General features: G+C 35.1%; 15 protein-coding genes. All 15 read left to right on the top strand.

Going from position 1 to position 13,399, the window contains the following annotated elements:
• Nucleotides 1-4: 4 nt before the first annotated feature.
• The gene (locus JM172_RS06005) at nt 5-874 is read left to right on the top strand and encodes a LysR family transcriptional regulator (RefSeq protein WP_214481202.1); all 870 of its coding nucleotides are present in this window, start codon (nt 5-7) and stop codon (nt 872-874) included.
• A gap of 403 nt (nt 875-1,277) precedes the next feature.
• Nucleotides 1,278-2,957 (top strand): dihydroxy-acid dehydratase, encoded by a 1,680-nt coding sequence (gene ilvD, locus JM172_RS06000; RefSeq protein ID WP_214481201.1) that lies wholly within the window; start codon nt 1,278-1,280, stop codon nt 2,955-2,957.
• Nucleotides 2,958-3,031: 74 nt separating this feature from the next.
• On the top strand, nt 3,032-3,466 hold the full coding sequence (locus tag JM172_RS05995; protein ID WP_214481200.1) for a BrxA/BrxB family bacilliredoxin: 435 nt from the start codon (nt 3,032-3,034) through the stop codon (nt 3,464-3,466).
• A gap of 123 nt (nt 3,467-3,589) precedes the next feature.
• Complete coding sequence (locus tag JM172_RS05990) at nt 3,590-4,369, top strand: class I SAM-dependent methyltransferase (protein WP_214481199.1); 780 nt, start codon at nt 3,590-3,592, stop codon at nt 4,367-4,369.
• Nucleotides 4,370-4,568: 199 nt separating this feature from the next.
• Nucleotides 4,569-4,703: a YuzL family protein gene (locus JM172_RS05985; protein ID WP_214481198.1), complete on the top strand. Its 135-nt coding sequence runs from the start codon at nt 4,569-4,571 to the stop codon at nt 4,701-4,703.
• A gap of 444 nt (nt 4,704-5,147) precedes the next feature.
• Complete coding sequence (locus tag JM172_RS05980; RefSeq protein WP_214481197.1) at nt 5,148-5,750, top strand: YpjP family protein; 603 nt, start codon at nt 5,148-5,150, stop codon at nt 5,748-5,750.
• Nucleotides 5,751-6,126: 376 nt separating this feature from the next.
• Nucleotides 6,127-7,362 carry a dicarboxylate/amino acid:cation symporter gene (locus JM172_RS05975; protein ID WP_214481196.1) on the top strand — a complete coding sequence of 412 codons (1,236 nt, stop codon included), beginning with the start codon at nt 6,127-6,129 and terminating at the stop codon, nt 7,360-7,362.
• 178 nt (nt 7,363-7,540) lie between these two features.
• Nucleotides 7,541-8,248, top strand: a complete 708-nt coding sequence (locus JM172_RS05970; protein ID WP_352223060.1) for an anthrax toxin lethal factor-related metalloendopeptidase — start codon at nt 7,541-7,543, stop codon at nt 8,246-8,248.
• A gap of 9 nt (nt 8,249-8,257) precedes the next feature.
• Nucleotides 8,258-8,773 (top strand): dihydrofolate reductase, encoded by a 516-nt coding sequence (locus JM172_RS05965; RefSeq protein WP_214481194.1) that lies wholly within the window; start codon nt 8,258-8,260, stop codon nt 8,771-8,773.
• Nucleotides 8,774-8,994: 221 nt separating this feature from the next.
• Nucleotides 8,995-10,266 carry a threonine ammonia-lyase IlvA gene (gene ilvA / locus JM172_RS05960; protein ID WP_214481193.1) on the top strand — a complete coding sequence of 424 codons (1,272 nt, stop codon included), beginning with the start codon at nt 8,995-8,997 and terminating at the stop codon, nt 10,264-10,266.
• 153 nt (nt 10,267-10,419) lie between these two features.
• The gene (locus JM172_RS05955) at nt 10,420-10,614 is read left to right on the top strand and encodes a twin-arginine translocase TatA/TatE family subunit (RefSeq protein ID WP_214481192.1); all 195 of its coding nucleotides are present in this window, start codon (nt 10,420-10,422) and stop codon (nt 10,612-10,614) included.
• A 324-nt stretch (nt 10,615-10,938) separates the two neighbouring features.
• Nucleotides 10,939-11,703 carry a twin-arginine translocase subunit TatC gene (tatC, locus tag JM172_RS05950; RefSeq protein ID WP_214481191.1) on the top strand — a complete coding sequence of 255 codons (765 nt, stop codon included), beginning with the start codon at nt 10,939-10,941 and terminating at the stop codon, nt 11,701-11,703.
• Between the two features lie 251 nt (nt 11,704-11,954).
• The gene (locus JM172_RS05945) at nt 11,955-12,596 is read left to right on the top strand and encodes a nitrite reductase (RefSeq protein ID WP_214481190.1); all 642 of its coding nucleotides are present in this window, start codon (nt 11,955-11,957) and stop codon (nt 12,594-12,596) included.
• Between the two features lie 57 nt (nt 12,597-12,653).
• On the top strand, nt 12,654-12,974 hold the full coding sequence (locus JM172_RS05940) for a metal-sensing transcriptional repressor (protein ID WP_284730432.1): 321 nt from the start codon (nt 12,654-12,656) through the stop codon (nt 12,972-12,974).
• A gap of 17 nt (nt 12,975-12,991) precedes the next feature.
• On the top strand, nt 12,992-13,399 hold a 408-nt coding region (locus JM172_RS05935), incomplete at its 3' end, for a copper ion binding protein (RefSeq protein WP_214481189.1).

The following is a 13,399-nucleotide window of genomic DNA, read 5'->3' as shown; positions in this document are numbered from 1 at the left end:
GAGTATGAATATTGATAATATTGAAGCTTTCATATATGTTTGTCAACTTGGGAGCTTTAATAAAGCAGCAGAAGCGCTATTTTTGACTCAGCCTTCTGTTTCTGCACGAATTCAATCTCTAGAACGTGAAATGAATATTAAGCTATTTCTTCGTCAAGGAAATAAAGTATCGCTAACTGATAAAGGTGAATATTTTTTTCCCCATGCGCAAAAAATATTGCAATCTTATCAAGAAGCAAAGTATAGACTCCAGCAAGAACTGCTTCCGAACGAATTAAAAATCGGCTGTGCATTATCTATAGCTAATAATGTCTTACCATCTATGCTACCTGATTTTAAAGCAGAATTTAACAATGTACGAATGAAGATAATAACTGGGCATTCAAAAGACGTTTTACAAAAAGTAATTAATCAAGAAGTTGATTTTGGAATTATAAGAAGAGAAACTCATCCAGAAATTGAATCGATTCATTTATACGATGATCCTATAAGCCTGTTTGTTTCGAACGACCATGTTTTGCTGAAGCAGGAAACGATAACGTTAGAGCAAGTTGCAAAGTGGCCACTCATTTTTTTTGATTATGGCTCGATGGACTGGCTTTATATTCATAGAATTTTTTCGACGAATAGTATTTCACCGAATATTTCTTTGGAAGTTGACAATATGGAAACAGCAAAAAACTTAGTCATACAAGGTATGGGGATTAGCTTTTTACCTGAACATTGTGTAAAAAAGGAGCTTCAAAAGGAGCAGCTCGTTCGAGTTGAATTAACACCACCAATTAGAATGAATATAAGCATTGATTTTATTTACGTAAAAGGGAGTTCACAATCCGTTTTTATCAATTATTTTAAGGAAAGACTCTTTTCGTAAACTTTGTTGCTATTGAAACTAATAGAGGACAGGAAAAAATAAATCTATGCCAAGTGACCTTATTAATATGAGGAAAGTTACCACGACCGCTTGGTTTATCCGTTTTTATTTCTTAGTAGGAAAAACAACAATCAAAGCGATAACATTCAGAATTTAATAGATAAATAAAGCAGACTTAAATAGGGTATGTTCTAATAAGTTGGCTATTTTATTGGCGGTTGATCCAATAAAATAAGCAATTGAACTTTTTGGAACCTTACCCTTTTTCTATGTTCATTTTGTAAATTGTGACCAGTCATAAACTTATTTACAGTATTTTAAAAAAATTCACAAAAAAACTATTGCAAAACAAATGAAAACAAACTATATTGTTAAAATATATACTCAAAGAGAGGTTGATAATATGTCCAAGGATTTACGTATCCGAAGTAAAGCGCTTAGTGATGATGTAAAACGAGCACCGAATCGAGCAATGCTGCGTGCTGTCGGTTTTAGTGATGAAGATTTTAAAAAACCGATGATTGGTATTGCAAGTACATGGAGCGAGGTAACGCCATGTAATATTCATATTGATGAGCTAGCTATCAAGGCAAAAGAAGGTGCTAAAAATGCCGGTGGCGCACCGTTAATATTTAATACAATTACTGTTTCAGATGGTATTTCAATGGGAACAGCAGGTATGAGGTTTTCATTACCTAGTCGGGAAGTTATTGCTGATTCTATTGAAACCGTTGTTGGTGGAGAAAATTTGGATGCTTTTGTTGCTATCGGTGGATGTGACAAAAACATGCCTGGATGTATGATCGCTATTGGGCGTTCTAATGTGCCAGCAGTATTTGTTTACGGTGGTACAATAAAACCTGGTAGACATAATGACAAAGATATTGACATTGTCTCAGCATTTGAAGGAGTGGGACAATATAATAAAGGTGATATTGATCGTGAAGAGCTCCATCAAATTGAGTGTCATGCATGCCCTGGAGCTGGTTCATGCGGGGGAATGTATACTGCTAACACGATGGCTTCTGCAATAGAAGCAATGGGAATGAGTTTACCAGGAAGTTCATCGAATCCTGCAGAGTCTTCCTTAAAAGGCGAAGACTGTTTGAAAGCAGGAGAAGCAGTTTATCATTTATTAGAAAAAGGAATTTATCCAAAGGATATTATGACAAAAGAAGCTTTTGAGAATGCTTTTACTGTTGTATTAGCACTTGGAGGATCAACAAATGCAATTCTTCATTTATTAGCAATTGCTCATTCAGTTGATGTCGATTTGTCATTGGAAGACTTTGATAGATTGCAAAAGAAAGTGCCTCATATTGCGGATTTAAAACCAAGTGGTCAATATGTGATGCAAGATCTTCATGAAGCAGGTGGGGTCCAAGCCGTTATGAAAGTATTGCTTGATGAAGGTCTTTTACACGGACATTGTCTTACTGTAACAGGGAAAACATTAGCCGAAAACTTAGCGGAGGCACCACCTTTAGTAGAAGGTCAAAAAGTCATCATGCCATTTTCAGAACCGTTAAAAGCAACGGGTCCTTTAGTTATTTTAAAAGGTAATTTAGCTCCAGATGGTGCAGTTGCAAAAGTATCAGGCTTGAAAACAAAGCACCTAACTGGACCAGCTAAAGTATTTAATTCAGAGGATGAAGCAACACAAGCAGTACTAAATGATGATATCAAAGCTGGAGATGTACTTGTTATTCGTTATGAAGGACCTAAAGGAGGTCCTGGTATGCCTGAGATGTTATCAATATCAGCTATCTTAGTTGGTAAAGGATTAGGAGAGAGTGTAGCATTATTAACTGATGGCCGCTTCTCAGGAGGCACACACGGACTTGTTGTTGGCCACATTGCCCCAGAAGCACAAGTAGGTGGCCCAATTGGGTTGTTGAAAACTGGTGATATCGTAACCATCAATAGTGAGTTACAGTCACTAGCCGTTGATCTCTCAGAAGTAGAGCTAGAAGAACGTCGAGCTAGCTGGGTAGCACCTAAATTACATTCAAGAGGTGTGCTAGGAAAATTCGCTCATCAAGTCTCTTGTGCTTCAAAAGGTGCGGTCACAGATCTTTATTAAGTTTTTATTAGTTGATTTTCTATGATATGTACAGTATTCTTTAAGCATCGGAATGTTATTGGAGGGAATTGTATATGTCGATGGCTTATGAAGAATATATGAAACAAATGGTTAAGCCGATGCGTCAAGAATTAGTCAACGCAGGCTTTACTGAACTATTGACAGCTGAATCAGTTGAAGAATTTTTAGATGAAGCACAAGGCACTACCTTAGTTGTAGTTAACTCGGTATGTGGATGTGCAGCAGGGCTAGCTAGACCAGCTGCAACGCAGGCTGTATTAAATAATGACAAAAAACCTGATCAGCTTGTTACAGTGTTTGCAGGTCAAGATAAAGAGGCTACTTCTAAGATGAGGGAGTATTTTGTCGACCTTGAGCCATCATCACCATCAATGGCTCTACTGAAAGGAAAAGAAGTGGTACATTTTATTCCCCGTCATGAAATTGAAGGTCATGCGATGGAACAGATTATGGAGAACTTACAATCTGCTTTTAATAAATCATGTTAAGAGGATGTCTATATGACGTCCTCTTTCTATATGTTACGTGAAAGCACACTTAATATTATTTGTTAATTAAAGCTTACAACTATTTATGAGATTTTACAGAAGAATTAAAAATAGGTGATGACATTGATTGCAACAACCGGTGGTCGAACAGATGAAAATGGTATTCTACTTGCAAAAGAAGTAGCGAGGGATTTAAAAATCCCTTATGTTGATAGAAGAAAATCGTCTTTAAAGGAATTGAAACACCACTATAACCAAGATGTGCTAATGATAGGTAGAAATAGACTAGAAATACATCCTATCACTGCAAATGAACCGGTGTTTTTTCATCCTAATTCAGCTATGTTCCGTTTAAAACGTATAATGTTAGGACTTGATGACCCGTTTCTTAGAGCTGTACAACTTTCAGAAGGTATGACTTTTTTAGATTGCACTGTTGGACTAGCTTCTGATAGTATTTTGGCGAGTTATGTAGTTGGTAGGAGTGGAAAAGTTGTAGGAGTTGAAGGAAATCGTTATTTAGCATATTTGGTTAAGAGAGGGCTACATGAATGGAATTCTCAGTTATTAGAGATGACCAATGCTATGAAATGGATTGAAATTGTTCATTACGATCATTTACTATATTTAAAAAATTGTCCGAGTGATTATTTTGATGTCGTATATTTTGATCCAATGTTTGAAAAAACGATAACCGAATCAAACGGTATTAGTAGCTTAAAACATTTAGCAGTTTATTCAGAAATCACAGCGGAAGTGTTATCTGAAGCAAAGCGCGTAGCAAAACGAAGAATAGTGTTGAAGGATCATTATCAAAGTAACACGTTTGACAAGTTTAATTTTATTGTAGAAAAACGAAAAACAGCTAAATTTCACTTTGGCTATCTTCATGCCGCTATTTGATGTTTACAATTTGATTATTCTTATCAATGGCGTTATAAATTGTATCTTATGTTTTATGTCTTTGTACGATAAACAACACTCAAGGTGCAAACAGCCTTTAGTTAAAATCAAACAATATAAAAAGAGGTTTGATTAAATAAATTGCTGTTCGAATGAAATAAGTTAAGTAGGTTAAAGTATACAGATGGAGGTGATATTAGTGTCTAAAAAACGTAAGAAAAACCCTGCAACGATCGGTTTAAGCTCTCCTGATGTAGAGGGGCAAGGGACTACTTCAGCTGAAACTGGAAACTATCAGAAAAGTTCAGCTCGAAAGAAAAATAAACAATCATAAGCGAAGTTGGGTCGACTCGTCATACATTTGAGTCGACCCAAAACTCTATTAACATCAGCTGCCTCTATGTTAGTTTGTTTACCGGTTATTTCTTTACTGCTATAAGATTTTTTAGTGAACAAGTTAAAGTTGAACTTGCAGTTGATTTTTAGTATATGAAGGGTGTATTTATCGTATTATCACAAAGTTAGTCAGTTATGTTTAAATAAGTTAAAAACCCCAATGTGATAATGGATAATACAAAATATACAATATCATTTTCCATACTTGAAACCTCCTCTCCACATATTATTTGTGCTATAATATTTATTAATACATCGAACTTAAAATTTAAATATTTATGCTACTAAACTCGTATTAATATATTATGATCATCATGTAGAATAATAGAATGAAAACATTTACATAGAAGTAGATTTATTTAAAAAGGAAGGAAGAATTACAATGCCACTGTGGATGAGAAAAACACTTGTCATCTTAATCACAATAAGTACATTTGGGTTAATATCTCCACCACCATCTTTAACAGTCCCAGTTTCTAAATCCAATGACACATCGAAGCAAGATTTAGTTAACCCTGATCTGACGGCTGAAGATGATGAGCACCTATTCCAGTTAGAGGTTGAAGAAGATGAGGAAAATAGGCACCAATTTATCGAAACGACGATGACTGCTGTTGAAGATAAGTCGTTTGAGAAATTTGGACAAAAAATTGGTCCTGTTATCGAGGATGAATTCCGTATAGCTGTATTACCCAAAATAGAAGAAGTAATACTAGATCTAACTAAACAATACCCAGATTATAAATTGCATAACTTATCCATCACAGAAAGTCCATCTGGTGGCTATGGAGAAAAAATATTTAACATATATGATAATGAGAAAAATAAGGACCTTGTTCGTTTTCATGTCAGAAGGGATCACCCACCTTTGGAGGGATATTGGTTCAATTTTCACTACCATACGTATCTAGATACATTCCAAGCACACAACGATTTAGGAAGTATATATTGGGACAAAAATACCCCACCACGGTGGAAAACCTGAGGCTGATTTTTACGTTGCTTTTGAAAAAGCAACGTATTTTTTTGTTTGTTTTGCTATATTAAAAAAACTATTTTAGAAACTAGTATTAACAATGATTCAAATGAAAAACGACTTTCTTAATGGATAGATATGCATTCTAGAAGTTGATTTATTCAGTAGTTTATTATATTTAAGTAACAAAGTAGGTTGATTGTAACAATATGGATCGTGATTTCGACAAAATATTATTTTTTAGATCATAATATTTTGATAATTGACAACAATCGTTCACATGTATTAAAATAAAAAAGCAGCATGAAGACTTTGGTATCCTCATCTTCATAAGTATTATTACCCTATAGTTTTTAACACAACAAAGTATTAAAGAGGTGAAGTTATGTCATTAACAAAAAAAATATTAATTGGTATGGGTCTAGGTATTTTAGTCGGGTTAGTTTTCAATATCGGAATTCCTCAATGGTTTGACGCAGCAGAAACTTACATTTTAACTCCACTCGGTAAAATCTTCATTGGCTTAATTAAGCTATTAGTAGTACCTATTGTTATTATCTCACTAATTTTAGGAACTGCGGGAATAAGTGATCCGAAAAAATTAGGACGAATTGGTATCAAGACAGTTATCTTTTTCTTAATTACTACTTCTATTGCACTAGTAATTGCATTATCGGTAGGTAATATCCTACAACCGGGTCTAGTAGAAGGATTAACTATAGGAGAAGATACAGAAGTAGAAGCTAAAGAAGCACCACCGGTTATGGAAACATTAATCGATATCATTCCAACTAATGCTTTTGAAGCAATGGTTGAAGGAAACATGTTGCAAATTATCTTTTTCTCTATCTTAATTGGTTTTGCTCTTACACAGCTTGAAGGAAAAGTACCTTCTATTAAAAAGATTATTGAAGAATCAAATAGCATATTAATGTTCTTGGTAGATGTTGTTATGAAGCTAGCTCCTATCGGTGCATTCGCACTTATAGCAGTTGCGATAGGTGGACAAGGATTTGATGCGATTGCTGCAATGGGTAAATATTTCTTTGCTGTACTTTTAGCTTTATTCATACATTTGTCAATAACATATGGTTCAGTTATATTAGTCCTTGGTAAAATGAATCCGATTACTTTCATTAAAAACTTCTTACCAGCAATTGCTGTCGCTTTTAGTACATCAAGTAGTTCAGCTACTTTACCAGTATCAATGGAGACAGCTCAAAAGAATTTAAAAATACCTAAGAGTATTAGTGGTTTCGTTCAGCCATTAGGTGCTACAATCAATATGGACGGCACAGCGATCATGCAAGGGGTTGCTACAGTATTTATTGCTCAGCTATACGGTGTAGATCTTTCAATGGCCGATCTAGCTACTATCGTATTAACAGCTACATTAGCTAGTATCGGAACTGCAGGTGTTCCTGGTGTGGGAATCATTATGTTAACGATGGTACTAACATCAGTTGGATTAAGCTTAGAGGCAATTGCACTCGTTCTTGGTGTTGATAGGTTACTTGATATGACAAGAACAGCAGTTAATATTACTGGTGACGCTGCATGTGCGAAGTTTATCGCTAAATCAGAAGAAAAGCATGAAGCAAGTAATGCTAAAACTGCATAAACCAAAATAGCCAACCTAATTATTAGGTTGGCTATTTTTTTATAAAAAGTTTCACCTTCTCTTTTCCATAATTTAATAGAGTTTGAGCACACCCTCCACTGTGAGATATATGTTACACTAATATTACATATATATTACACTAGATTTCCAAGTTGGGGGGAGGCACACATTGAATGTGATGAAAAAAATGACGCTATTATTATGTATATTTGTCCCTTTCCTTACGATCCCTTCCTCTGCTAATCAATATGGGGTACTTCTAAAAAACTATCATCCAATAAATGAAATGACAGTTGTTCAACAACTATCAAACTATGAATATATTAAAGAGATGCTACTACTTCCAAATGAGGAATTTGACGAACGATCAGTTCTTAATATAATACAATCGCTTAACCGAATTGATTCTGCAATAATGCAGAAATTAGTTAATAACAAAGTATATGTAAAATTGTTTAATGGTTCTATCATTAATGAACCATTTGCTAACCACTTAGCAGGTGTAAGACCGAGAGGTTATGTGGATACTGACATGAAGTGGGATAGTGTTCCTGGAATGGGAGGAAACTACGTCGTCCTTGTAAAAATAGGACATAGTGAAAAAGGGCAAGGTCACGGTTCTCACAACCTTGAATTGCACGAGTTAGCGCATTCGATTGATGCGATTGTTTTTGATAACATTAGACATAGTATGGAGTTTTTGGCAGCTTGGAATACTGAAGTGTCGACCATCTTTCCAAATCAACCATATTTTAATGATTATCCAGAGGAATTTTTTGCAGAAGCTTTTGCTATGTACTATACAAGTAACGAAACGAGAGAACTTCTTGCGGAAAATGCCCCCTTAACGGCGAAATATATACGCAGCTTATCATTAATGAAATGAGGAAAATAGATGTTATCAATCATTGTTGCATTTGATAAAAACCGTACGATTGGAAAAAACAACAGCATTCCATGGCATCTACCTAATGATTTAGCACACGTTAAACGCATAACGATGGGTCACACTGTAGTTATGGGGAGAAAAACATTTGATTCGATAGGAAGACCGTTACCAGATAGAAAAAATGTGGTTTTAACGAGAGATCAAAATATTGAAATAGAAGGCGTTCAACTGATTCATACAATCGATGACATCTTTCGTATTGAAGAACAAGCTAACAACGAGGAAGTATTTATTTTCGGTGGTGAAACACTTTATAAGCAACTATTTCAATATGTCGATAAGCTATATGTTACGTTTGTTGATGCTACATATGCAGGGGATACGTATTTTCCTTTTATGATTTCTGATGATGACTGGCTTTTAAAATCAAAGACAAAAGGTTTGAAGGATGAAGATAATAAAATAGACTATTATTTCTTAACTTATGAACGTAGGAGAAGTGAAGAGGTAACAAGTGCATAAGAAATTTTACTGCATCTAATGTATTGAATAGGTGCGATTAATGATGTTATTTCCGATAATCATTATAACAAACACAAGTATAATTGCATGTTTTTATTGTTGGTGAGAAATTTAAAATATTTTCTGAAAATATATTTCATTTTAAATATTTCATGATATAATGTTCCAATCACAACATTAACGTATTAAAGTAATTACTACTTACAGAAAGGGTTTGTATAATGAGCCAACAAGTTAAACAACAAGTAAAGCGTGTTCAACTCGAGGATATAATGATTGCCCATCAAACATTGAAAGATGTAGTAACTCATACCCCTTTACAGCGCAATGAAGTCTTATCAGAAAGATTTGACTGTAATTTATATATAAAGAGAGAGGATCTACAGGTTGTCCGTTCTTTCAAAATTCGCGGAGCATATAATTGCATCAAACATTTATCAAAGCAAGAGTTGGAATCTGGAATAGTGTGTGCAAGCGCAGGCAATCATGCTCAAGGAGTTGCATATTCTTGTAGACATCTTGGAATTCATGGCAAGATATTTATGCCAACAACAACTCCAAGACAAAAGGTATCGCAAGTAGAGCTGTTTGGCAAAGAGAACGTTGAAATTATCTTAACAGGTGATACATTTGACGATGCTTACGAGCAAGCAATGACATGCAGTAAATTAGAGAATAGACCATTTATCCATCCATTTGACGATATGAACGTGATTGCTGGTCAAGGTACTGTGGCAGTAGAACTACTAAATGATTGTGATGAACCAATCGACTATATTTTTGCTAGTATTGGTGGTGGTGGTCTCATTTCGGGCATTGGTACTTATGTAAAGAGCATTTCACCACAAACAAAGGTCATTGGTGTTGAACCTGAGGGAGCTCCTGCCATGGATGTATCTCGAAAGAAGGGGGAAGTGACCACTCTTGATACAATTGATAAATTTGTTGATGGAGCTGCTGTGAAAAAAGTTGGTGATACGACGTTTAACATAAGTAACGCTGTTGTAGATGATGTACTGTTAGTTCCAGAAGGGAAAGCTTGTACGACAATCCTTGAATTATATAATGAGAATGCTATTGTTGCTGAACCTGCAGGCGCATTACCAATTGCAGCATTAGATTTTTATAAAGACCAAATACGTGGGAAAACTGTTGTTTGTGTCATAAGTGGTGGTAATAATGATATAGGAAGAATGCAAGAGATTAAAGAACGGTCTATGATGTATGAAGGCTTGCAACACTATTTTATTGTTAATTTCCCTCAGAGAGCTGGGGCGTTAAGAGAATTTCTAGATGAAGTGTTAGGTCCTACTGACGATATTTCAAGATTTGAATATACGAAAAAAAATAATAGAGAAAATGGACCTGCATTAGTAGGCATTGAATTAAAGCACAAAAATGACTATAAACCATTAATAGAACGTATGAACAAAAAAAGTTTTGCATATCAAGAAGTGAAAAAGGACAGCAATCTTTTTCATTTGTTTATTTAACAGATTACTTTTCTGTTAACAAGAAGATGTTGTGAATTTAAGAAAATATGAACTTCTTGTGAATAATCTCCGTCCATCATCCATTTTTGTTGGAAATAATAATATAATTTAACTAAGCTTTTCATGAAATAGGAAACAGGGGGGATGATGAACATGCTTACAAACATTGGGGTTCCGGGCCTTATCCTTATATTAGTAATTGCTTTAGTTATATTTGGCCCTAAAAAACTTCCTGAAATTGGGAGATCTTTTGGACAAACGCTGAAAGAATTTAAAACATCTACTAAAGAATTGACTAGCGATGTGATTGACGAATTAGAAGAAGATAAAAAGAAGAAAGCGACCTAAAAATCCATACATTTATTCTATTCTTCATTAATTAAGGTTATTTACGGATGATTTATTCGTAATTCATGTTTCTTCTATAAATTTGGTGACAATCGCATAAACCTCTTCTAGCTGTTCAAAATAGCACGAGCAGCAACAAAGGTAATGATAAAGACCCCAAGAGGGTGGCTCATAGTGAAAGGATTAGATTTCGTAGCCTCTATATATTGTATAACCTTCCAGGTGGCGATACCTATATACAACATATAAAGGATTGTGAGAGAAGATTCTTCAGGGGTCACCCTCTTGAAATGTGGATGATGAAACAGAGGCGGGTGTTTGGAGATGGAAGATCAAGAGATGAAATTGGTAGACCACTTAGATGAGCTAAGAAAACGACTACTTATTACAATGGTGGCTTTTATCATTTTTTTTATTTTTGCATTTATCTTTGTTAAAGATATATATAATTGGCTTGTAATGGGTCTAGACCCATATAGTATTACGTTAGTTATATTAGGTCCAAGTGAAGTATTATGGGTCTATTTTACAATTGCTGGAATATTAGCGATTGCTTGCACAATTCCGATATTGGCACTACAAATATGGCTATTCGTTAAGCCAGCGTTAAAGCCAATTGAGCGTAAAATAACACTTTCTTATATTCCTGCTTTATTTATTTTATTTATTCTAGGTTTGTGTTTTGGCTATTTTGTTATACTTGACGTTGTTTTCGGCTTTTTAACAAACCTTGGTGAAGAAATGTTTGATACGATGTTCACGGCAGAAAAGTATTTTCAATTCGTCTTAACGATGACGATACCATTTGCGATCTTGTTTGAGTTACCAGTTGTGGTTATGTTTTTGACGAGTATAGGTATCATCAATCCATATGTTTTGCAAAAGGTACGAAAATACGCCTATTTCGTTCTAGTTATTATTTCAGTTACTATTTCACCACCTGATTTTATTTCTGACTTCTTAGTTACAATTCCGTTACTATTTTTATATGAATGTAGCATAATACTTTCGAAAATTATATACAAGAAAAAACAGAAAAAAGAAGAGCGGGATCAAGTAGATATGTTGTCAAATGAAGTTGCAAAATGACCTCTCAGAGGTCTTTTTTTTCGCTCTTTATATGGCTCTTTTCTTAACGCCTGCCTGCAAAAGGCTACGTTTTATTATGAACAACGATGACGCGTATTAATCTACTTAGCTGTTCTAATGTTGTAAGAGTGGTTACATCGTTTTCGAAAATAACAATAATAAAAGCATTGACAGTTACTGTAGGGGGGTATAGTATTATAAGTGTAAGCTTGATACTTTAACATAATGAAAGATTGGAGAGATACTGAAATATGACAAAAGGGAAATTAATCACATTAGCTGTCAACGGCGGTGTAGGCTTCGGGGCAAAACTTACCTCCAAACAATTAATGGTCCTTGCTAAACATATTGGGGAAGATAGTGAGGTAGAGCTCACGACCTTTCAACAACTCTATATAGACGTTCCAGAAAGTAAAGTCGATACAGTTGTCGCAGATTTAGAGAACAATGGATTTTCGTGTTATCCAGTCGGTATGTACGTAAAAAGTCTACGAACATGTAATTTTTGTAAGGGCGCTGAAGAAGAAGGAATGCCTGTAGCTATCGAACTTAATGAACGCATTGCTGGGAGAGAAGTGCCATTTCCAGTTCGTCCAGCATATACAGGGTGTCAAAATGCTTGTGGTGAACCATTAATGAACGATATTGGGGTTATAAAAAATAAAGATAGCTATGATCTTTACATTGGTGGCAAAGCAAAAGGCGTTGATGCAAAAATAGCAAAGCTTTTTAAATCCCAACTTAGTCCAGAAGATTTATTTACAACAATAGACGATATACTAGCAGCTTATCAACAACAAGGCAAGAAGAGAGAGCACTTTGCGAAATTTATAGATCGGGTAGGGTTTAATCAATTATTGCAGGAGATCGAAGAAGATCTCGAAAAAAGATAATTATCCGCTTGACAGATACCTTACAGGGGTATACTATATAACTAAGAGGTGATCACAATGGATAATGATTGTCATGTTAATGATGAGGGGAAAATGCTTGCGACGCCCCGAAGTGATAAAGAAAAGGATCAGTTAATAAAGCGTTTAAAAAGAGTAGAAGGACAGGTTCGAGGTATTCAAAAAATGGTTGAAGATGATCGTTATTGTGTAGATATTCTTATCCAAGTCTCTGCGATCAATTCAGCTTTGAAAAATGTAGGGTTTCAATTATTAGAACGACATGCACATCACTGTGTATCAGACGCTATAAAAGAAGGCTCAGGTGATGAAGCAATTGAAGAGTTAATGAAAGTAATTAAACAGTTCTCTAAATCATAAATATGGAGATGATCAATATGAGCGAGCAGAGTCAATTAGTACAAAACCCGACCCAAAACCAGATGAAATTGGGGATAACAGGGATGACTTGTGCCGCGTGTTCCACACGAATTGAAAAGGTCTTAAACAAAATGGACGGTGTGGAAGCGAATGTAAATTTGGCGATGGAAGCTGCAACGGTTAAGTATAATAGTGATACAGTGAAGCCAGAAGAGGTAGTGTCAAAAATTAATAAACTTGGCTACGGTGTACAGACTGAGAAGGTAGACCTTGATATATACGGCATGACATGTGCTGCCTGCTCCACGCGGATTGAAAAAGTGGTAAATAAAATGGACGGTATTGAAGCTGCAACGGTTAATTTGACAACTGAATCAGCTGCGTTATCGTTTCAACCAGGGTTAGTTAGTGTTGATGACGTAATT

Source organism: Bacillus sp. SM2101, from assembly GCF_018588585.1.
GTDB classification, from domain to species: Bacteria; Bacillota; Bacilli; order Bacillales; family SM2101; genus Nanhaiella; species Nanhaiella sioensis.
This window is presented reverse-complemented; position numbering and strand designations above follow the sequence as displayed.